General features: G+C 75.1%; 14 protein-coding genes, 1 tRNA gene and 1 riboswitch. Of the genes, 6 read left to right on the forward strand and 9 right to left on the reverse strand.

Features of this window, described 5'->3' with window-relative positions:
* Positions 1–4: 4 nt before the first annotated feature.
* Positions 5–1,444: a DHA2 family efflux MFS transporter permease subunit gene (locus tag ABD350_RS23285; protein ID WP_344350213.1), complete on the forward strand. Its 1,440-nt coding sequence runs from the start codon at positions 5–7 to the stop codon at positions 1,442–1,444.
* A gap of 61 nt (positions 1,445–1,505) precedes the next feature.
* Here ABD350_RS23285 and ABD350_RS23290 read toward each other — a convergent pair whose 3' ends face one another.
* Positions 1,506–2,171, reverse strand: a complete 666-nt coding sequence (locus tag ABD350_RS23290; RefSeq protein ID WP_344350214.1) for a GTP cyclohydrolase II — start codon at positions 2,169–2,171, stop codon at positions 1,506–1,508.
* A gap of 234 nt (positions 2,172–2,405) precedes the next feature.
* Positions 2,406–2,915, reverse strand: a complete 510-nt coding sequence (locus ABD350_RS23295; protein WP_344350215.1) for a MarR family winged helix-turn-helix transcriptional regulator — start codon at positions 2,913–2,915, stop codon at positions 2,406–2,408.
* Positions 2,916–3,007: 92 nt separating this feature from the next.
* Here ABD350_RS23295 and ABD350_RS23300 point away from each other — a divergent pair, with 92 nt between their 5' ends.
* Positions 3,008–4,141: a dihydrofolate reductase family protein gene (locus ABD350_RS23300; RefSeq protein ID WP_344350216.1), complete on the forward strand. Its 1,134-nt coding sequence runs from the start codon at positions 3,008–3,010 to the stop codon at positions 4,139–4,141.
* A gap of 86 nt (positions 4,142–4,227) precedes the next feature.
* Here the strand turns inward: ABD350_RS23300 and ABD350_RS23305 are convergent.
* Positions 4,228–4,301, reverse strand: a tRNA-Met gene (locus ABD350_RS23305).
* Between the two features lie 345 nt (positions 4,302–4,646).
* Positions 4,647–4,815: riboswitch (cyclic di-AMP (ydaO/yuaA leader) on the forward strand.
* A 9-nt stretch (positions 4,816–4,824) separates the two neighbouring features.
* Here ABD350_RS23305 and ABD350_RS23310 point away from each other — a divergent pair.
* Together ABD350_RS23310 and ABD350_RS23315 are read left to right on the forward strand one after the other, a co-directional pair.
* The gene (locus ABD350_RS23310; RefSeq protein WP_344350217.1) at positions 4,825–5,871 is read left to right on the forward strand and encodes a M23 family metallopeptidase; all 1,047 of its coding nucleotides are present in this window, start codon (positions 4,825–4,827) and stop codon (positions 5,869–5,871) included.
* Positions 5,872–5,988: 117 nt separating this feature from the next.
* The gene (locus ABD350_RS23315; RefSeq protein WP_344350218.1) at positions 5,989–6,933 is read left to right on the forward strand and encodes an aldo/keto reductase; all 945 of its coding nucleotides are present in this window, start codon (positions 5,989–5,991) and stop codon (positions 6,931–6,933) included.
* Positions 6,934–6,976: 43 nt separating this feature from the next.
* Here ABD350_RS23315 and ABD350_RS23320 read toward each other — a convergent pair whose 3' ends face one another.
* From ABD350_RS23320 to ABD350_RS23335, 4 genes are all read right to left on the reverse strand, one after another.
* Positions 6,977–8,284, reverse strand: a complete 1,308-nt coding sequence (locus ABD350_RS23320; protein ID WP_344350219.1) for a PrsW family intramembrane metalloprotease — start codon at positions 8,282–8,284, stop codon at positions 6,977–6,979.
* 81 nt (positions 8,285–8,365) lie between these two features.
* Positions 8,366–9,181, reverse strand: a complete 816-nt coding sequence (gene trmB / locus ABD350_RS23325; protein WP_344350220.1) for a tRNA (guanosine(46)-N7)-methyltransferase TrmB — start codon at positions 9,179–9,181, stop codon at positions 8,366–8,368.
* Between the two features lie 43 nt (positions 9,182–9,224).
* Positions 9,225–10,436, reverse strand: coding sequence for an L-2-hydroxyglutarate oxidase (lhgO, locus tag ABD350_RS23330; protein ID WP_344350221.1), 1,212 nt, complete (start codon positions 10,434–10,436; stop codon positions 9,225–9,227).
* 209 nt (positions 10,437–10,645) lie between these two features.
* Positions 10,646–12,070, reverse strand: coding sequence for an NsdA family TPR-like regulatory protein (locus ABD350_RS23335; protein ID WP_344350222.1), 1,425 nt, complete (start codon positions 12,068–12,070; stop codon positions 10,646–10,648).
* A 711-nt stretch (positions 12,071–12,781) separates the two neighbouring features.
* Between ABD350_RS23335 and ABD350_RS23340 the strand changes: the two genes are divergently transcribed.
* Together ABD350_RS23340 and ABD350_RS23345 are read left to right on the forward strand one after the other, a co-directional pair.
* Positions 12,782–14,857: an asparagine synthase-related protein gene (locus ABD350_RS23340; RefSeq protein WP_344350223.1), complete on the forward strand. Its 2,076-nt coding sequence runs from the start codon at positions 12,782–12,784 to the stop codon at positions 14,855–14,857.
* 253 nt (positions 14,858–15,110) lie between these two features.
* The gene (locus tag ABD350_RS23345) at positions 15,111–18,455 is read left to right on the forward strand and encodes an AfsR/SARP family transcriptional regulator (RefSeq protein WP_465270417.1); all 3,345 of its coding nucleotides are present in this window, start codon (positions 15,111–15,113) and stop codon (positions 18,453–18,455) included.
* 66 nt (positions 18,456–18,521) lie between these two features.
* Here the strand turns inward: ABD350_RS23345 and ABD350_RS23350 are convergent, their stop codons facing one another.
* Both ABD350_RS23350 and ABD350_RS23355 read right to left on the reverse strand, forming a co-directional pair.
* On the reverse strand, positions 18,522–20,432 hold the full coding sequence (locus ABD350_RS23350) for a sigma-70 family RNA polymerase sigma factor (protein WP_344350225.1): 1,911 nt from the start codon (positions 20,430–20,432) through the stop codon (positions 18,522–18,524).
* 283 nt (positions 20,433–20,715) lie between these two features.
* Positions 20,716–21,552 (reverse strand): TetR/AcrR family transcriptional regulator, encoded by an 837-nt coding sequence (locus tag ABD350_RS23355; protein ID WP_344350226.1) that lies wholly within the window; start codon positions 21,550–21,552, stop codon positions 20,716–20,718.
* Positions 21,553–21,554: the final 2 nt, after the last annotated feature.

A 21,554-nucleotide genomic window follows, 5' to 3' on the forward strand; every position in this document is an offset into this window, starting at 1 on the left:
GTCCGTGTCCGATACCGATTCCGTCACCGGGGCCCACGCGGAGTCCGGCCCGGCCGGCGCCGGGGCGCCCGCCCCACCGCCCACCGCCCTCTACCGCGTCGTGATCGTCGTGGTCCTCGGCACCGTCATGTCCGTGCTCGACATGACGATCGTCAATGTCGCGCTGCGCCACCTCTCGGAGTCCTTCGGGGCCCCGCTGGAGACCATCCAGTGGACCGCGACCGCGTACACGCTCGCGCTCGCCGCCGTCATCCCGGTCGCCGCCTGGGCGATGGCCCGCATCGGGGCCAAGCGCACCTACGTGCTCGCGCTCGGCCTGTTCACGCTGGGCTCGCTGCTCGCCGCCTGCGCCTGGGACGCGGCCAGCCTGATCGCGTTCCGCGCGGTGCAGGGGCTGGGCGGCGGACTGCTCCAGCCGGTCGGCATGGCGATGGGCATGCGGGTCGCCGACCGGGCCCGGCTCGGCCGCGCGATGGCGCTGCTGGGACTGCCGATCCTGGTCGGCCCGGTCGCCGGCCCCGTGCTCGGCGGATGGCTGCTCGACGCCGCCTCCTGGCAGTGGATCTTCCTGATCAACCTGCCCGTCGGCGCCCTGGCCCTCTCCCTCGCGGCACGTCTGCTGCCGAAGGATGCCCCGCGCACCCCCCGCACCGACCGGCCCCGGCTGGACCTCCCCGGTCTGCTGATGCTCTCGCCCGGCCTGGCCCTGCTGCTGTTCGGCCTGTCGCGCGGCGGCGAGCGCGGGGACTTCACGGCCCCCGGCGCGCTGATACCCACGCTCGCCGGTGCGGTGCTCGCCGCGGCCTTCGTACGGCGGGCGCTCACCGTCCGCGCGCCGCTGCTGGACCTGCGGCTGCTGCGGGACCGTACCTTCGCCGCCGGTGTCGCCACGCTCGCACCGTTCACCTGCGGCTACTTCGGCTCGATGCTGCTCGGCCCGCTGTACTGGCAGCAGGAGCGGGGCCTGAGCGCCACGGCGGCCGGGCTGCTCGGCGCGCCGGTCGGGCTCGTGGTCGGTACGACGATGCAGATCGCGGCGCGCCGGGTCGACCGGGTCGCCCCGCGCCTGCTGATCGCGGCGGGGTGCGCGGTGGGCGCCCTCGGCATGGCCCTGCTGGCCTGGCAGACCGGCACGCCCGGGGTCGCGTCATGGCGGGTCGTCGTCGCGGGGATGGTGATGGGCGTGGGCGCCGGGATGACGCTGATGCCGACGATGACCACCGCGAGCCGTGATCTGCCTGCGGACCGGCTGGCCGGGGCGAGCACCGCGCTGAGCATCAACGCCCAGCTCGCCGCGTCGGTCGGTACGGCCCTGCTGTCCGTGCTGCTCGGGGCGGCCGGCCCGGACCCGGCCGGCTTCCGGCTCACCTACGCCGTGGCGGCGGTGCTGCTCGCCCTCGCGGTACCGGCCGCGCTACGCCTCCCGGGCGAACGGCACGGCTGAGTGGCACGGCTGAGCCCGGCGGCCGTCCGGCTGTCCGGCTGTCCGGTCGTCCGACGGCCCGTCAGCCCGCCGTGAGGTCCGTGAGTTCCGTGAGTTCCGTGAGTTCGGTCAGCGGCAGGGTGTGCCGGGTCCGGAGGGCCTTGGCGCGCAGATAGTGGATGTTGTGGGCGGTGGTGAAGACGCCGGTGGGCACCCGGTCCCGGACGGCGATGCCCAGCGCGCGCAACTGCGCCGCCTTGTCGGGGTTGTTGGACAGCAGGTCCAGCTCCGTGACGCCGAGGGCGGTGAGCATCTGGGCGGCGGCCGTGTAGTCGCGGGCGTCCTCCGGCAGGCCGAGGGCGGCGTTCGCCTCGTAGGTGTCGAGCCCCTCGTCCTGGAGGGCGTACGCGTCGAGCTTGTTGTAGAGGCCGATGCCCCGGCCCTCCTGGCGGAGGTACAGCAGGATCCCGCCGCGGTCGGCGACGCGCTCGACCGCCTCGCGCAGCTGCGGGCCGCAGTCGCAGCGGGCCGAGCCGAAGACGTCCCCGGTCAGGCACTCGGAGTGCAGCCGCACCAGCGGGACGGGGCCCGGGTCGCCGAGGACGACGGCGAGGTGCTCCCGGCCGTCGGTGAGACCGTGGAAGGTGACGAGTTCCGCGTCGGCTCCGTAGCCGTCGGCGAAGCGCAGCGGTACCCGGACGCGGGCGCGCGGGGTGGCGGCGGGGATGTCGGCGGGAATGTCGGGCATGCGGATCCCTCCGGGGCATGTGCTTCAGATTTGAAGCAGTGGTTCGACAGGGACCCTACCCCATGCTTAAAAGTTAAAGCAATCGTCCTCGCCGAGCGGCCGCCGCCGCGCAGACGGCCGGCCGATGGGCAGCGGAGGGCGGCGGACGGACAGCAGACGGACGGCCGGCGGGCAGGAGCTGGACGGCTGGCGGGCAGGAGCTGGACGGCAGACGGGCGGCCCGCGGGGCCGGGGTCAGGAGCAGGACGAACGGCGGCGCCAGGGAACGTCGTCCGCCCCCGCCGCGGCCCCCTCGCCCTGCAGCCCGTGCGCGATCCCCGTGCAGATCGCCTCCAGCTGCCCCACCTGCTCCTCGGTGAGCCGGTCGAACAGCAGCGAGCGGACCGTCTCGACATGCCCGGGCGCCGTACGCTCCAGGACGGCCATCCCCTCGTCCGTCAGCACCGCGAGCGAGGCGCGCTTGTCCTCGGGGCAGTTCTCCCGGCGCACCAGACCGTCCCGCTCCAGCCGGTTCACCACGTACGTCAGCCGGCTGCGGGTGATCTTCAGCGCCTCCGCGAGGTCGGTCATGCGCAGCCGCCGGCCGGGGGTGTCGGACAGGCTGGACAGTACCGAGTAGAACAGGTGCGGCATGCCGCCCTCCTGCTGGAGCTGCCGGTCGATCGCGTCCTCCAGGAGGCGGGAGGCGGCGATGTAGGCGCGCCAGGCGCGCTGCTCCTCGGGCGTGAGCCAGCGGGTCGTCATGCCGCCAGTGTAGGTTTGTTTAAAACTTGAACCAAGTCGCCTGCGGACCCGCCCCGCCGCCGGCCCCGCCGCCTCCGGAGGAAAGAGCGCCGATGTCCCTGCCGTACGTGCTGCTGTCCGCCGCCGTCTCCCTCGACGGCTACCTGGACGACACCGGCCCCGAACGGCTCCTGCTGTCCGGCCCGGCCGACTTCGACCGGGTCGACGGGGTACGGGCCTCCGTCGACGCCCTCCTCGTCGGGGCCGGCACGATCCGCGCCGACAACCCCCGCCTGCTGGTCAACTCCGCCGAGCGGCGCGCGGCCCGGCGTGCGGCGGGCCGCCCGGAGTACCCGCTGAAGGTCACCGTCACCGGCTCCGGCGACCTCGACCCGGCGGCGAACTTCTGGCACACCGGCGGCGACAAGCTCGTCTACGCCACCGACCGGGGCGCCGTACGGGCCGCCCGCCTCCTCGGGGACACCGCCGATGTCGTCCCGCTCGGCCCCGCCCTGGACTGGCGGGCCCTGCTGGAGCATCTGCACGAGGTGCGCGGGGTGCGGCGCCTGATGGTGGAGGGCGGTGGCACGGTCCACACCCAGCTGCTCCAGCAGGGCCTGGCCGATGAACTCCAGCTGGTCCTCGCCCCGCTGTTCGTCGGCGATCCGGCGGCCCCGCGGCTGTTCGGGCCGGGCGCCTACCAAGGGGGGCGCCTGCGCCTGCTGGAAACCCGCCGGATCGAGGACGTCGTCCTCACGCGCTACGCGCCCACGGCGCCCGGCTCCGGTACGGCCGCCACCGCCGCCGACCGCCACTGGCTGCGCACCGCCTGTGAACTGGCCGCCCTGTGCCCGCCTTCCCGGACGGCGTTCAGCGTGGGCGCGGTCGTGGTCGCCGCCGACGGCACGGAACTGGCCCGGGGACACTCGCGCGAGGGCGGTGACCCGGTGGTGCACGCGGAGGAGGCGGCGCTGGCGAAGACCGACCCGGCCGACCCGCGGCTGCCCGGCGCCACGGTGTACTCCAGCCTGGAGCCGTGCGCCCGCCGTGCCTCCCGGCCGGCGCCGTGTGCCGAGCTGATCCTGCGGGCGGGGGTGCGCCGGGTGGTCACCGCCTGGCGGGAGCCGGACACGTTCGTCGAGGCGGCCGACGGGACGGGCGTACTGAGGGCGGCGGGGGCACGGGTCGTCGTACTGCCGGAGCTGGAGAATCTCGCGAAGGCACCGAATGCCCATCTGCCGGGCTGAGGGCCGCCCGTCCTGACTGAGACCGTCCCGGGCGCGCATACACCCAGGGCCCGGAATCCTTGGGATTCCGGGCCCTGGGCCTTCAGTAGCGGGGACAGGATTTGAACCTGCGACCTCTGGGTTATGAGCCCAGCGAGCTACCGAGCTGCTCCACCCCGCGTCGTTGTGACTCCAGTGTACGCCATGTGCGGGATGGTTCGCACACCGGTTTCCGCGGCCCCCGTGACGGGCCTCCCCCCGGGCGGTCACGCCCAGGCGGTCGCGGGTGTCACACAAGGTGATCGGGCGAGCGCGCACACATAACAACTGAGTCACCATCAAATCCCGGGTGACTGCTGACGGCTTCTGAGCGCCGGTCAACTTGTCCGGCTTGACGGGATAGTTGCTGATAACTCCACCGGTAAAAACGTTAATGATCAAGGGGACCGGCTTGGAAAGTGACTGTCAGGTCTATTAACGTTCGATAACGCAGCGCGGTCGTCCCAGCCGTCACAAGAGGCGGCTCCGTGCGCACGCGCCGAATCCCGCGAGGGAACCGGGGAACCACCACCTTGGGGTGAATCACGCGGATACCGCCGTGTACTCACGCGAGTCCACGACCGGATATACGCGCGTAGGAGACCTTCCTGCTCCGAACCCGTCAGCTAACCCGGTAGGCGGAGGAAGGAAAGGAGTACGCCCGCGTGGCGTCCAACCGGCCTGGCCCCGAAGCCCCGTCCATACCGGCACAGCACGAGCCCGAACCCGAGACCTTCGGCTACGGCGCCTACCGCGCCGACGAGGGCCCCTGGGAGGAGTGGAACCCCACCGAGGACACCGTCGCCCCGGTCCGCGGCCGGCACCGGGTCGCCAAGCAGCGCGGCGGTTTCGCGCGCAGCTCCACCGTCCTCGGCGTCGGTGTCATGGCCGCGGTCGGCGCGGGCGGCATGGCCAGCGCCAACACCGGCAAGCCGCCGGTCTCCCTCTCCATGCCGGACCTGCCCTCGGTCGGCTCCCTCTTCCAGGACGGCTCCGGTGACGACCGGCCCGCCGAGGCCGCCGCGGCCCCCACGCTCGCCACCGTCGCCGTGGCCTCCGACACGGGCCAGGACAGCGCCGACGCGGGCGAGGTGCTGCGCAACCGGATCATGGCGCAGGCCGAGCAGCAGCAGGGCCAGGCCGACAGCAGGGCCGCCGCGGCCGCGCTCGCCGCCGCCGAGAAGCAGACTGCCGACGCCGCCGCCAAGGCCGAACAGGAGGCCGCCGCCAAGGCCGCCGCCGCCAAGGAGAAGGCGGAGGCCGAGGCCGAGAAGGCGGCCGAGGAGAAGCGGCTGGCCGAGCTGGCCAAGCAGTACGCGCTGCCCACCTCCTCGTACACGATCACCTCGATGTTCGGGCAGGCCGGCTCGATGTGGTCCTCCGGCCACCACACCGGCCTGGACTTCGCCGCCCCCACCGGCACCCTGATCAAGGCCGTGCACAGCGGCACGATCACCGAGGCGGGCTGGGCCGGCGCCTACGGCTACCGCACCGTCCTGACCCTGGACGACGGCACCGAGCTGTGGTTCTGCCACCAGTCCTCGATCAGTGTCTCGGCCGGCCAGAAGGTCACCACCGGCGAGGTCATCGGCCGCGTCGGCGCCACCGGCAACGTCACCGGCCCGCACCTGCACTTCGAGGTCCACCCCGGCGGCGCGCCCGCCGGCATCGACCCGATGGCGTGGCTGCGCGACAAGGGCCTCACCCCCTGACGGTTCCCGCGGAAAGCCCCGACGGTTCTCCGGAAGGCCCTGGCGGTTCTTCCGGAAAGCGGGAATCCTGCGCCGTCGGAGGGATGCGATCGGCCCCCGCCGGCGTTGGCACGTCGTATGACGACACTTCGTAAACTCGGCTCCTCCGACCTTGAGGTCTTCCCGCTCTCCCTGGGCGGCAACGTCTTCGGCTGGACCGCCGACGAGCAGACCTCCTTCGCCGTCCTCGACGCCTACACCGCGGCCGGCGGCAACTTCGTCGACACCGCCGACGTGTACTCGGCCTGGGCCGAGGGCAACAAGGGCGGCGAGTCCGAGACCCTCCTCGGCAAGTGGCTCCAGGCCCGCGGCAACCGCTCGGACGTGGTCGTCGCGACGAAGGTCAGCCAGCACCCCGAGTTCCAGGGCCTGTCCGCCGCCAACATCAAGGCCGCCGCCGACGCCTCGCTGCGCCGCCTGGGCACCGACTACATCGACCTCTACTACACCCACTTCGACCAGCCCGAGGTGCCGGTCGAGGAGATCATCGGCGCGCTGGACGAGCTGGTGAAGGCCGGCAAGGTCCGGCACATCGCCGCCTCCAACATCAGCGCCGAGCGCCTGCGCGCGTCGCTGGAGTTCTCCGACCGCGAGGGCCTGGCCCGCTACGTCGCCGTCCAGCCGCACTACAACCTGGTCTCCCGCGACACCTACGAGGGCCCGCTCCAGGAACTCGCCGCCGCCGAGGGCCTGTCCGCCGTCCCGTACTTCTCGCTCGCCTCGGGCTTCCTGACCGGCAAGTACCGGCCCGGCGCGACGGTGGACAGCGCCCGCGCCGACCGGGCGCAGGAGTACGCGGCCTCCGAGCGCGGCCAGAAGGTCCTGGCGGCCCTGGACGAGGTCGCCGCCGCCCACGAGGCCCCGGTCGCCACGGTCGCCCTGGCCTGGCTGGCCGCCCAGCCGACGGTCACCGCCCCGATCGCCTCCGCCCGCACGCCCGAGCAGCTTCCGGCGCTGCTCGGCGTGGCGGAGCTGAAGCTGACGAACGCGGAGGTCGCGAAGCTGACGCAGGCCTCGGCCTAGTCCGCTCCACGGCGGTGCCGGCCCTCCGTACGGGCCCCTGCGATCAGGTGCGGTACGGGTTGTACGACGGGTTGTACGACGGGTAGGGCGCCGCCGGGTAGCCGTACGGCGCCGCCGGCCGGTACACCGGGGCCGGAGCGGCGGCCCGGCTCGCGTACTCCAGCGCCGGCCGGGCCACGTGCCGCCGCCGCCACAGCTCCTCCAGCAGTTCCCGCTCCCGTACGGTGAAGTCCGCCCCGGCCCTGCCCGCACGCCCGCGCTGCCGCAGGAAGGCGAGCGAGGTGGCGTACCCCTCGTAGCGGGCCACCTCCCGGGCCGCCGGACGGCCGTGGTGGTGCCGGGCGTAGTCCCGGGCCATCCGGCGCGCCCGCATCGACCCCAGCGCGAACGGCTCGCCCGGCCCCAGCCACCCGGCCAGCACATACGCCGGCAGCTCCGCCCGTACGGTGCGCAGCTCCCGCTGCCGGGTCCAGACCGCGAGCCAGGTCACCAGCCCGAACACGGGCACCATGAAGCCGCCGTAGACGGCGAAGAACCCGTACTGCCCGAAGGTGGCCGAGCCGTTCCAGAAGGCGTGCATGCCCATCGCGAGCAGCAGTCCGCACACCGGCAGCAGGACCCGCCGGACGGGCCGGCGCTCGGCGGACAGCGCGGCGATGCCGAAGCCGATGCCGGTCAGCACGGTGAACAGGGGGTGCGCGAACGGGGACATCACGATGCGCACGAAGAAGGTGGCGGCGGTGACGGAGGCGATGCCCCGGTCACCGGTGAGCTGGTCGGTCCCGAAGGCCGTACCCAGGTAGAGGATGTTCTCGGTGAACGCGAACCCGGTGGCGGTGATCCCCGCGATCACCACGCCGTCCACGATCCCGGTGAAGTCGCGTCTGCGGAAGAGGAAGACCAGCAGGACGGCCGCGGCCTTCGCGGACTCCTCCACGACCGGCGCTATCACCGTGGCGCCGAGGGTGTCGGCGCTCGCCGGGTCGGCGGTGGAGGTGGCGATCCACTCGGTGGCGAAGCTGTTGGCCACGATGGCTATCAGCGCCGCCGCGCAGGCTCCCCAGGCGAAGGAGAACACCAGGTTCCGCCAGGGGCCCGGCTCCACCCGGTCCAGCCACCGGAAGGCGGCGATCAGCCAGGGCACCGGCAGCACGGCCAGCCCGAGCCCGACGAGGAACCCGTCCGTGCCGGTCTGCCGCCGCACGAGGGCGAGGATGACCAGCCCGGACAGCGCCAGCAGCGTGCTCGGCGCCCCGTACCGCACCCACCTGCGCTGCCACCAGTGAGGGTGGCGGAGCACACCGTCGCCGGGGCTCGGGGGACGGGTCGGGAACGGAGGACTGATGGCCACGGCATCGACCCTAACGGTGACGGCACGAGGGGCTGAGCGGATTATCGGCCCGGACGGTTCGCCCGTGGGCCTTCCGGTCGGCTATCCGTCCTGGCGGTGCGGTACGCGTCGGAACAGCAGATCGTTCACGACGTGTCCCTTGTCCAGTCCCTGCCCCTCGAAACGGGTCAGCGGCCGGAACTCCGGGCGTGGCGCGAAGCCGCCGTCCGGCTGGGTGTTCTCGAAGTCGGGGTGCGCGGTGAGCACGTCCAGCATCTGCTCGGCGTACGGCTCCCAGTCCGTGGCGCAGTGCAGCAGCGCGCCGGGCTTCAGCCGGGTCGCGGCGAGCGTCAGGAACTCGGGCTGGATGAGCCGCCGCTTGTGGTGCCGCTTCTTGGGCCACGGGTCGGGGAAGTAGACGCGCAGCCCGTCCAGCGAGTCAGGGCGGAGCATCTCCCGCAGCAGGATGATCGCGTCGCCGTTGCCCACCCGGACGTTGGTCAGGCCGCCCCGGTCGGCGAGGCCCAGCAGATTGCCCTGGCCCGGGGTGTGCACGTCGACGGCGAGGATGTTGGTGTCCGGGTCGCCCGCGGCCATCCGCGCGGTGGCCTCGCCCATCCCGAACCCGATCTCCAGGACCACGGGACGGTCGTTCCCGAACAGCTCGGCCGGGTCGATCACCCGCTGCCCGTCGATGTCCAGCCCCCACTTGGGCCACAGCCGCCGCAAGGCGTCCGCCTGCCCGGCCGTCACCCGGCTGCGCCGCGGCTGGAAACTCCGGATGCGCCGCTCGAAGTGCGAACCGGCGGGGTCCGCCCTGGGCCCGTCGGGGAAGCGCGGTGCGCCCTTGGCCCGGGCGGGCCGGACGGGGTCACCGGGGGTGGGCGGGGTGGCGGGGGAGTTCAGGGAGTCAGACACAGTAAGCCCGATTTTACGGGTCCGGTTCCCCGGCCCGGGGCGGTCACCGCGGCGCCCGGAGCATGGCCAGCGCCCGGCGCCCGATCTCGCGTCCGATGGGCAGCGAGGCGGTGGCCGCGGGCGAGGGCGCGTTCAGCACGTGCACGGCCCGCGCGCCCTCCCGGATCAGGAAGTCGTCCACCAGCGTCCCGTCCCGCAGCACCGCCTGCGCCCGCACCCCGGCCGGGGCCGGCACCAGGTCCCCGGCCTGCACATCGGGCAGCAGTCTGCGCACCGCCTCCAGGAACGCCCCCTTGGACACCGAGCGGCGCAGCTCACCCGCCCCGTACCGCCAGTGCCGCCGGGCGATCGCCCAGGAGCCGGGCCAGGCCAGGGTCCCGGCCAGCTCACGGGGTCGTACGACCCCCCAGCCGTACCCCTCGCGGGCCAGCGCCGGCACCGCGTTGGGGCCGATGTGCACGCCGCCGTCGACGCCTCGGGTCAGATGCACGCCGAGGAACGGGAACGCCGGGTCCGGCACCGGATACACCAGGCCCCGCACCAGCTCGGGCCGGGCCAGCTCGTAGTACTCCCCACGGAACGGCACGATCCGCATCCCGGGCTCGTCCCCGGTCAGCCGGGCCACCTCGTCGCAGCGCAGCCCGGCGCAGTTGACCAGCACGCGCCCGCGGACCACCTCCCCGGCCGCGGTGAGCACGGCCACGCCCCGCTCCGGCCGCCGGTCCACCCGGACGACCCGCGCGCCGTAGCGGATCTCCGCCCCGGAGGCGCGGGCCAGCTCCCGGGCGACGGCCGCGTAGTCGCACACGCCGGTGGTGCCGACGTGTATCGCGGCCAGGCCGCGCACCCGAGGTTCGTACGCGGCGATCTGCGCCGGCCCCAGCTCCCGCACCGGGATGCCGTTCTCCCGGCCCCGCTGCACGAGCGCGTGCAGCCGCGGCAGCTCGGCGCGCTCGGTGGCGACGATCAGCTTGCCGGTCACGGCGTGCGCGATGCCGTACTCGGCGCAGAACTTCACCATCTCGGCGGCGCCCCGCACCGCGAACCGCGCCTTGAGGGAGCCCGGGCGGTAGTAGATCCCGCTGTGGATGACCCCGCTGTTGCGTCCCGTCTGGTGCCGGGCGGGCCCGTCCTCCTTCTCCAGCACGGTCACGCGGGTGCCCGGCGCCGCCCGGGTGATCGCGTACGCCGTCGACAGCCCGACGATCCCCCCGCCGACCACGAGCACATCACAGTCGTACGCCCCGCCCAGCACCGAGCACCACCTCCACTCCCGATAGTGCACTGCGCCACTGACAGCGGCTTCAAACGCGCTCCGGAGGGTGCGGCGCCGTATCGATACGCGGCTGCGCCGCGTGGGCGCGGGGAACCCCCGGCAACCCGCCGCCGCGAGACGACGGCAACCCGGCGGACGCCGAAGCGCGCGGCCCTGCGCCTGAGCCATCCGTCGGAAGCGGCGCGGCCCTACGCCGGTGCCATCAGCAGCGGCCGGGCCCGCTCCCGCAGCTCCACCACCCGCGGCTCGTCCCCGTAGGGCTCCAGCCGGTGCAGGAGATCCTTCACGTACTCGGTGGTCCGGGCGGACGAGATCCGTCCCGCCACCTCCACGGCCCGCACCCCCTGCTCACAGGCGGCGTCGAGGTTCCCCGACTCCAGCTCCGCGACGGCGGAGACGACCAGCCGCAGCCCGTGCGACCGTACGAACTCCTCCGTCGGCTTCGACAGGGCCTGCTCGGTGAAGCGCCGGACCTGCCGGGGCGCCTTGAGGTCGCGGTAGCACTCGGCGGCGTCCGCGGCGAACCGGTCGTAGCCGTAGAAACCCAGCCAGGAGGGGTCGTTGTCGCCGGGACGGGACCGTTCCAGCCACCCCTCCGCCGCCTTCAGCGCCGCGCCGGCCGCCTGCGCGTCACCCGCGCGCGCGTGCGCCCGCGCCTCGACCAGCCGGAAGAAACTCATGGTGCGGGCGGTGGCCAGCCCCCGGTTCCGCTCCAGCGCGGCCTGCGCGAGGTCCACGCCCTCGTCGCCGAAGCCCCGGTAGGTGGCCTGCAACGACATGGAGGCCAGCACATACCCCCCGAGGGGGACGTCCGCCGCCGCGCGCGCGAGGCGCAGCGCCTGGATGTAGTACCGCTGCGCGGCCTCCTGCTGGCCGGTGTCGAAGGCCATCCAGCCGGCGAGCCGGGTGAGTTCGGCGGAGGCGCCGAAAAGGGCGCGGCCCACCTCGTCGGAGTAGGAGCCGAGCAGCAGCGGTGCCGCCTCCACCCGCAGGCACTCCGGCACCATCGACGAACGCCAGTCTCCGCCGCCGTACTTGGAGTCCCAGCGCCGGGCGTCCTCGGCGGCCTCCCGCAGCTTCTGCACATCGCTGTGGCCGACTTTGAGCGGTGCGCCGGAGCCCTCCGCGGCGCTCGCCTCCCGCGCGACCGAGCTGTCGGCGGGGGTTATCAGCCAGCGCGAGGCGGGCGTTGCGTATGCGCTCACCGCGAACGATCCGGCGAGGGACTGCCAGATGCCACCGGAGCCGGCCCGGCGGCCGGCCAGGTCGAGGCGGTACAGCTCGGTCGCCGACTTCACCGCCTGTGCCACGTCCCGGGGGAAGGCGAGGCCCACCTCCGGTGCGGGATCCGCGTCCGCCAGGCCGATTTCGTGCAGCGGGACCGGGCGGCCGAGTTTCTGGCCGATGGCGGCGGCGATCAGATGCGGTGCCGCGCCCTGCGGCACCATGCCCTTCGACACCCAGCGCGCCACGGACGTCTTGTCGTAGCGAAGCGTCAGACCACGCTGGGCGCCAAGGTCGTTGACGCGCCGGGCGAGTCCGGCGTTGCTGATTCCCGCGAGGGCGAGAACGGCGCCGAGCTTTTCGTTCGGCCCGCGTTGCTCCCTGGACATGCGCCACCCCTCGACACAGACGGCTGCCGCGCTGGCATAACCATGCGGCATTCGTAAACCCAGCGTAGTTCGCCGCATGCCAAGCGTTAAGGGGCAAAGTTCCGGATGGCGGGATTGTGGTCGGTGCGCCGACGCGGCCCTGTACGCACCGTGCACGGGCTGTCGCGACGTGCCCCCGCCCGTGTGGCCGTGCGCCCGCCCGTGCGCTCTTCTCCGGCCATCCGGCGGGCGATTCCATGGGCCGTGCGTGGGTCGGCCCGCTGTACTGGATCCAGCGGGCTGGGGGACACCGCCGCCTTCATCCCCGCGGGTGGCGGACCGGTCCGGGAGGCGTCGTCCGCCTCCCGGACCGTGCGTGCGAGTAAGCCCTCAGGCGCTCCGCAGGCCTGTACGGAGAGTGCTCAATTCCGGTGCGCTGTTGTGGAATTGGCTGAAAATAATCCCCCGATCGTGCGATGGATTTCCTTCGTGACCATGCAACTTGAGGGCGTGAACGGGGTTTTGGGGGAGCGCATGGGGGGCGCATTCGTGTCGTACCCGTAGCGTGCCGCCTGCGCCCCGGCCGCCCGCCACCCGTCAACTCCCCTTCCCCGCCCGCCGGCATCCCTCGGTTCCGGGCGGCCCCGCCGCGCCGCTTGGGCCTGCTCTTCATGGCAGCATGGGGGCCGGTTCGTACGGTGCACTGGTGGTCCACAGCCTGTGGAGGCGTCGATGCGGTGGTTGGTGGGGTGGAGCAGCACCGCCGCGGGCGCCGCCGGGACCGGCACCGCGGGGGCCGTCGGATACGACGGCGAAACCCTGCAACCGGTCGGCTCCCAGCTCCTGTGGGGCGACCCCGACCCGCTGTGGGCGGTCGGCGACTGGCGCCCCGACGAGGTGCGCGTGGTGCACGCCGACCCCGAGCACCGGATCGCCGTCCTCGGCATCTGCGGCGCCACCGACGAGGAACTGCGGCGCGGCCTGTTCACCGCGCGCGGGGGCGCGGTGCGCCACCTGACCACCTGGCCCGGCAGCTACACCGCCGTCGTCCGGGCCGGCCGCCGCATCACCGTCTGCGGCGACCTGGCGGGTGCCCGGCCGGTCTTCCACACCCCCTGGGCCGGCGGCACGGCCTACGCCACCGCCGCCCTGCCCCTCGCCGACCTGGTCGAGGCCAACCTCGACTTCACCCACCTCGCCGCCCTGCTCGCCGCACCGGACGTACCGGCCGCGCTGCGCGACACCACCCCTTACGACGGCGTACGGCGCATTCCGCCGGGGCACGCCCTGGTGCTGCGCGCCGGAGCGCGGGAGATCGCCGGGTACGAACCGGTCGCCTCCCTCGCCGTGGCCGCGCCCCCCGCCGACCCCGACCGCGCCGTGGACGCCGTCCGGGACGCCCTCGTGGAGGCGGTCCGCACCCGGCTCGCCGCCCCTCGGCACGTCCCCGACCTGGACCCCGGGCCGGTGCCCGGCATGGGGCCGGCCGAGCGGCGCGCCGCGCGCGGGATGCCGGTCCCCGGCATCGGCGCCGACCTGTCCGGCGGGCCCGCCTCCGCCACCCTCGCGCTGCTGGCCGCCGGGCTGCCCGGCAGACCCGGCACGCTGCTCGGCCACCGCACCGGCGCGGGCGAACGCCTGCTCGCCGTCACCTTCAACGACCTGGCCGTACCCGGCCGCGAGGCCGAACTCGAACGCGCGGCGGCCCTGGCCGCGGGCCCCCGCCTGCACCACGTCGTGGTCACCGGCGGCCAGGAGACCCTCCCCTACGCCGACCTGGACGGCCCGCTGACCGACGAACCCGGCCCCTGCCTGGTCCAGGCGGCCCGGCACCGGGCACGGCTCGCCGCCGGCAGCGCCGACCACTTCACCGGCCACGGCGCCCGCCAGGTCCTGGACGCCCACCCCGCCCGGCTCGCCGACCTCCTGGTGGACCGACGGCGGCGCCACCTGGTCCGGCCGGTCGCCGCCCTCGCCCGCGCCGACGGCTCGGTGTTCGTCCCCGCCCGCGTGTACGGCGCGGCCCGGCGCCTGGCCCGCACCCCCTACCGGACGGGCCTGGAGGGGCTGGCCGAGCGGCTGCTGCGGCGCCGCTTCGACGAGCCCCAGGGGGCGGCCGACGCGTCCCTCGCCGCGCTGAGCTGGGCCGGGCCCGGGCCCGCCGCGCGGTGGCTGACGGGCGAGGCACTGGCCGAAGTATCGGTTCTCCTCCAGGCGGAGGCCGACCGCTCCGGCGCCGGCGTCCAGCGGCCCGGCGACTACCGCGCGCGTGCGGCGCTCGCCCGGCACGCCGCCGACCTCCGCGTCCTGGAGCAGGCCGCGGAGATCCGCTCCCAGCGGCTGCACGCGCCCTTCCTCGACAACCAGGTGGTCCGCGCCTGCCGCGACCTTCCCGAGGCCCTGCGCGTCCGGCCCGGCGCCCGCGCCACCGTCCTGCGTACGGTCCTCCAGGGCGCCGGCGTCACCGACCTCCCGGCCGGCTGGGGCGCCCCCTCCCACGCCTCCGCGGCGGCGGTGGCGCGCGCGGGGCTGCGGGCCGCGGCCGACCCCCTCATGGACCTGTTCGCCACGCCGCTGCTGGCCGACGCCGGGCTGGTGGAGGCCCGTGTCGTGCGCGCGGCCCTGCGGGGCGGGGCGTCGGGCGAGCCCCTCCCGCTGGACGGCCTCGCCGACCTGGTCTCCCTCGAACTGTGGCTACGGCGTCTTCTCGCCCGCCGCGGCACCTGCTGGACCGGCACGCCGTCCCGCTCCCGCGCGGTCCCCTCGGGGATTCAGCCGAGGCGCGGCGCGCTCGCGTCGGGGGCGTGAGCGGCCAGGGGTTTGCGAGGCCGTCGTTCGGCTGCGGGCCGGGGGCGGGCCGGTCGCGCCCACGCGGCCGTGCCGCGGACCGGATACGGCCCCGCGCCCCTTCTCGCCCCTTCGAGGCGCTGCCGTGCCGGAGGCTCGAAGCGCCGCCGGCGCCCCGGGCAGACGTCCCCCGCCCAGCCACCGCACCGGTTCCGACACCCCCGGCGTCAGAACCCCCGTGCCGCGCCCCCCAGCCCCCCGCCACAATGGCCGGGTGCGGTACAGAATCCTGGGCGTGACCCAAGCGGCGGACGACCAGGGCACCGCCGTACCCGTGGGCGGGCGCCGGCTGCGTACGCTGCTCGCCGCCCTGGCCCTGCGGCCCGGCCGTACCGCCACCCCCGACACCCTCATCGACGAGATCTGGGCGGACGACCCGCCCCAGGACGCGCCCGCCGCCCTCCAGGCCCTCGTCGGCCGGCTCCGGCGCACCCTCGGCCGGGACACCGTCACCTCCACGGCGGGCGGCTACCGCCTCGAAGCCGGCCGGGAGGACGTCGACCTCCACGTCTTCGAGCGGCTCACCCACGCCGGCACCGCCGCCCTCGCCGCCGGCGACCCGGCCACCGCCCACCGCACCCTCACCGAGGCCCTGTCCCTCTGGTACGGCCCCGCCCTCGCCGACCTGCCCGACCGCACCGCCGCCACCCGCCCCGAGGCCCTGCGCCTGGAGGCGGCCCGCGCCCGAGCCGCCGCCGCCCTCGACCTCGGCCGCGCCCAGGAGGCCGTACCGGAGCTGCGGGAGCTGACCGCCGCCCACCCCTACGACGAGCCGCTGCGCGTCCTGCTCATCCGCGCCCTGCGCGACACGGGCCGTACCGCCGACGCCCTCGCCGCCTACGAGTCCGCCCGCCGCACCCTCGCCGACACCCTCGGCACCGACCCCGGCCGGGAACTCCGGGACCTGCACGCGGCGTTGCTGCGCCAGGAGAACCCCGCCGCCCCGGAGAACCCTGCCCCCGAGCACCCCGCCCCCGAGCCCGTCGCCCCCGCGCACCCGCCCCGGCGCACCGGGAACCTCCGCCCCCGGCTGACCTCCTTCGTCGGACGGGAACCGGAACTGGAGGCCATCCGCTCCGACCTGCACCGGGCCCGCCTGGTGACGCTCACCGGGCCGGGCGGCTCCGGAAAGACCCGCCTCGCCGAGGAGGCCGCCGTGGCCCACCCCTCGGCCTGGCTGGTCGAGCTGGCCCCGCTCGACCGGCCGGAGGCGGTCCCCGGAGCGGTGGTCAGCGCGCTCGGTCTGCGCGAGACCGTGCTGCTCACCAACGAGCTGGGCAGCCCGCAGGCCGACCCCACGGCCCTGCTGATCGAGTACTGCGCCCCGCGCGGCCTGCTCCTGGTCCTCGACAACTGCGAGCACGTCATCGGCGCGGCGGCCGCCCTTGCCGAGACCCTCCTCACCCGGTGCCCCGGCCTCACGATCCTCGCCACCAGCCGGGAACCCCTGGGCGTCCCCGGGGAGTCGGTGCGCCCGGTCGAGCCCCTCGTCCCGGAGCAGGCGCACCGCCTCTTCGCCGAGCGCGCGCGGGCCGTCCGCCCCGACGCCGACGCGGTGCTCGGCGACACCGAGGCCGTCGCCGAGATCTGCCGCCGCCTGGACGGGCTGCCGCTCGCCATCGAGCTGGCCGCCGCCCGGCTCCGGCTGCTGACCCCACGGCAGATCGCCGACCGCCTGGACGACCGCTTCCGTCTGCTCACCTCCGGAAGCCGCACGGCCCTGCCCCGCCAGCAGACCCTGCGCGCGGTCGTCGACTGGTCCTGGGACCTGCTGGACGAGCGGGAGCGGACGGTACTGCGCGAGGTGTCGGTGTTCGCCGGCGGCTGGGACCTCGCGGCGGCCGAGGCCGTGTGCACCGGCCCCGCCGCGGACCTGCTCGGCGCCCTGGTCGACAAGTCCCTCGTGGTCGCCGCCCCGCGCGACCCGGACGGCGACGGCACCGGCCCCGCCATGCGGTACCGCATGCTGGAGACCATCCACGAGTACGCCACCGAGCGCGCGGCCGAGGTCCCCGGACTGCGCGCGGCGGCCGAGCGCCGCCACCGCGCCTGGGCGCGCTCGCTGGTGGAGGAGGCCGGGCCGCAGCTGCGGTCGGCGGCCCAGCTGCCCTGGTTCTCCCGCCTGGAGACCGAGCTGGACAACCTCCGCGCGGCCCTGGACCGCGCGGTCCGCGCGGGCGACGAGGCCGAGGCCGGCGCCCTGGTACTGGCCATCGGCTGGTTCTGGTGGCTGCGCAGCCACCGCCAGGAGGCGGTGTCCTGGGTCCGGCTGGTGCTCCGCCTGGGCGCCGCCCTGGACACCCTGCCCGCCGCCGCGCCGGCCGAGGAACTGATGGCCCGGGTGGAGTCCGCCGACCCGGTGGGCGCCTTCCTCGCCGACCCCGACGGCCAGGCCCGGCACCCGCTGGCCGAGCTGCGGACCGACCTGCGCATGCTCGACCTGTTCCTGACCGCCGAGTCGGGCGCCGACCACCTCGCGGGCGACGAGCGGGCCCTGGAGTACGTCGCGCGCGTGCGGGGCGCCTACGAGCGCGGTGGTCCCCAGGCCGCCCGCTTCCCGGGCGTCCTGTGGCCGCTGACCACGTATTACCTGGGCGGTCCGGCCGACGTCCGGCCGAACCTCTCGGCGTCCGTCGCCAACGTCCGCCGGTACGGGGGCGACTGGGAGCTCGCCGTCGCGCTGATGTACCGCGCCCATGTGACGGTCGACACCTCCGGCAGCCTCCAGGGCGTCGACGAGGACCTGGCCGAGCTGCGGCTCCTCGGCCGGCGCGTCGGCGACCGGTGGGTGCTGGCCCAGGTGTGCGGCGCGGCCGGCGAGGCGGCCATGGCACGCGGCCGGTTCGACGAGGCGTGCGCCGAGTACGAGGAGGCACTCCGCCTCGCCTACGAGGTCGGCGCGGACGCCGAGGCGCCGTTCCTGATCGCCCGGCTCGCCGAGATCCGCTACCGCTCCGGCGACCGGGACGGCGCGCTGACCGCCCTGGACCGGGCGGAGTCGGCCGCCGACCGGTACGCGGTGCCGGAGTCCCGGGCCTTCGCGCTGCTGCTGCGTGCCCACATCGCCCGGACGGACGGGGACATCGACCGCGCCCGCGAACTGCTCCGGGCGTCCTGCGCGCTGGTCGGGGACGGCAACGTCGCGCCCCCGCAGTTCGTGGCGGCCCAGCGGATGGTCGAGGGGTTCGTCGTCGCCCACGATTCGGGTCTGGCCCCGGGCCTTAGGGTGCTGGCGAAGGCCCTGCGCGAGGCCGTGGACAACCGGTGCGCCGAGATGGTCACCGCCGGTCTGGTGGACGCGGCGGCCTGTCTGCTGGCCCGGTACGGCGATCTGCCGCTCGCCGTCCGGCTGTACACCGCCGCGGACCGCTGGCGCGAGGGGGTGCCACGGCCGGAGCCGGAGCGCGGCGAGGCCGCCCGGGCGCACGCCGACGCCCGCGCGGCCCTCGGCCCCGGCCGCCACGCCGCCGAGTGCGCCCGGGGCGCCTGCCTCGACGTGGCGGACGTACTGCGGGAACTGAGCGCGGCGACGGCCATGAGCCCTACGACCGGCGGCTGAACGAGACTGCCGGCACGTGAACGGCGCTACCGGCAGGTGAACGAAGCTGTCGGCAGGCGGATGGCGCTACCGGCAGGTGAAACGGGACTCCGCCCAGTCCGCCGGTGCCACCCGGCCGAGGCCGTGGTCGTGCGGCTGCACCACCAGCCGTACGGTCCTGCGCCCGGTGAGGTCCACATGCACGGGCACGGCCGGGTCACGGCCCTTGACCACGCCGGACCGCCACAGCGGGACCCCGTCGGCATAGACGGAGAAGGACAGCTTGCCGACACCGAGGGCCATGTCGTCCACGCCGGCCCACGCGTCGTACGCGGTGCACTGCCGGTTGAGGTCGATGGTGACGGAGGACTCGCCGTGGACGGTGACCCCGCGCGCGTACGTCCTGCCGCCGATCGACATGCCGTACCGCTGCCACACCCAGCTGCTCCCGCCCAGCCTGATCTCGGGCCCGGTGCCGTCACCGGAGGCGTCGAAGCGCAGGGCGTTCAGCTCGTAGACGGTCGGCGTGGGCGGCGGGGTGGGCGTGGGGGTCTGGGTCGGAGTCGGGGTCGGAGTCGGGGTTGGCCTCGGTTTCGGTTTCGGCTTCGGCGGGGGAGCAGGGGTCGGGGTGGGCTTGGGTTTCGGCGTCGGCGTCGGCGTCGGCGTCGGGGTGGGGGTGGCCGCTACCGGTCCGGGGGCGACGGCCACCGGTTTCGGGGGCGAGGGCTTGGGCCGGGGCTTCGGGGGAGTGGGCGCGGGCGTCGGCGGCTCGGAGCGTACGACCGGTGCGGACGGCGACGGTCCGGCGGCGGCCTCCTTCACCGGCCGGTCGTCGTTGACCAGGGCCAGCGCGACCGCGGCGGCGGCCACCGCGACCACTCCCGCCGCGATGCCGGCCTTCACCGGTGCCCCGATCCCCTCGACGGCCGAGGCCCCGCCCGCACCGCCCGCCGTACCGCCCGCCGCGGCGGCGGCCCCGGCGGCCCCCGCCCCGGCGCCGCCGGCCACGATCCCGAGCGCCTTGGCGTATCCGGCGGCCCCGAACCAGCCGATGACCGCGACCGGGACGACCGCGGGGATGCCGTTCGCGACCTCCTCGATCTGCGTCGCGGCCAGCCGGCACCGGGCACACTCCGCGAGGTGCTTGCGCAGGCCTCGCTCGGCCCGGACGCGCAGCTTGCGGCGGGCGTAGGTGCCGAGCTGGTCGGCGTAGCGGGCGCACGCCTCGTCGGCGGTGAGGGCGGTGCTGACGTGGGCCTGGAGGTAGGCCTGCCGCAGCCCTTCCCGGGCGCGGCTGGCGAGCACGCGGGTGCCGTTGGCGTCCAGCCCGAACAGGACGGCCACCTCGCTCGGGGACTCGTCCTCCACCTCGGTGTGCCACAGCACGGCCTGCCAGCGCTCGGGCAGGGAGCGGAAGGCCCGCATGGCCAGCGACTGCTCGGCCTCGTGCAGGGCGCGCACGTCGGCGCCCGGATCGAGCTTGTCCGCGTCGGACGCCTCCGCGGCCCGTGCGGCCTGCTGGGCGAAGACGGCGAAGTCGTCGACGAGCTGCTCGCGCCTGGCCGACTTGGCCCAGTGCGCGGCGACGCGCCGTACGGAGGTCAGCAGATAGGCCCGTACGGCGTGCTCGGGACCGGCGCCGCCGCGCACCGCCTGGAGCATCCGGGCGAACACCTCGGCGGTGAGGTCGTCGGCGGTGTGGGCGTCCCGGCAGCAGGTCCGCGCGTACCGGCGTACCGCGTCGGCGTGCCGCCGGTACAGCTCCTCGTAGGCGGAGTCGTCACCGGCCCGCATCCGCGTGATCAGTTCGCCGTCGGCGGCCGGCGTCTCCCGGGGCGGCGGCAGCACACTCCCGTCCCGCTGGGCGGGCACGCCGCGGTCCGCGCGCCCACCGGGTGCGCCGTGGGAAGCGGGGCGGCCCTGGCCGGGTACGTACGGCGAGGCCGGACCGCGCGTCTCCGCGTCCCCGTGTGACCCGTCCCACCCGTCAGCGCTCATCGCGGAAAGCCCCCGGCACCGGCCCAGCCCAACCCGTCACCGGCTCAGAGTGCCACACCCCGACCCTCCGAGCGCCCCCGCACACCCCATCCACCCGTCCGAGCGTCCTCACCCCCGCCCCGCCCGAACACCCCTGTGGCAAAACCCAGTTGGGGTCCCCAGGGTCGAATCCCGCTGTCGTCGACGGTGGGCGCCCCCCACGGGGGCCACCCGCACCCGACCGCGATAGCCGCACGGGTGGTGCGGGTGGAGACCCGATCCGCCGAGGGCGAAGCCGAGCCGCTTACACCGATGCCGGTGCCGACGCCGGCCGGGACCGGAGTCCCTCCAGCAGGATGTCCAGCAACCGAGCCGAAGCCGCCGCCTGCTGCGCGGCATCCGGCAGGGACGGCGCCGCCGTGGCGATCACCAGCAGCACATCCCCCACCGACACGTCCGCCCGCAGCTCACCCGCCGCCCGAGCCCGGTCCACCAACTGCCCGACCACGTCGAGCAGCGCCCCGGCCCCGGCATCGTCGGCCCCCATCGAGGACCCGTCCGGCACCAGCCGCAGCTCACCACCCCCCGGCTCCATCCGCTGCTGAGGCACCCGGGCCTCCTCGCCCGACGAACTCGCCGGACCCGCCGCACCGGGCTCCCCGGACGAACCCGTCCCGTCCGTCCCGTCGGTCCCGTCCGACCCTGCGGAGCCGACCCGCAGCACCTGCGGCGGCAGCAACCGCCCCGCCCCCGACGCCACCGAGGTCCGCAGGAACCGCGACAGCGCCGACCAGGGCTCGTCCTCCTGCCCGAGCGCGGCCCGCGCCTGCTCGGTCAGCCGCGCGGTCTCCTCCTCGGCGATCCGCCGGACCAGCACGTCCTTGCTGGGAAAGCGCCGGTACACCGTGCCGACCCCGACCCGGGCGCGCCGCGCCACGTCCTCCATCGGCGCGCCGTACCCCAGCTCGCCGAACACCTCACGCGCCGCACGCAGCACGTGCTCCAGATTGCGCTGTGCGTCCACCCGCAGCGGAGTCGTCCGCGCCCCGTCCGCGCGTCCGGTACCCGCCGCCGTACTCATCGTTCTGCCGCCGGGTGCGATGGTGGCAGCCGATGCCCAATGCGTGTCCTGAACATGCATGT

The organism is Streptomyces nogalater, assembly GCF_039532885.1.
GTDB classification, from domain to species: Bacteria; Actinomycetota; Actinomycetes; order Streptomycetales; family Streptomycetaceae; genus Streptomyces; species Streptomyces nogalater.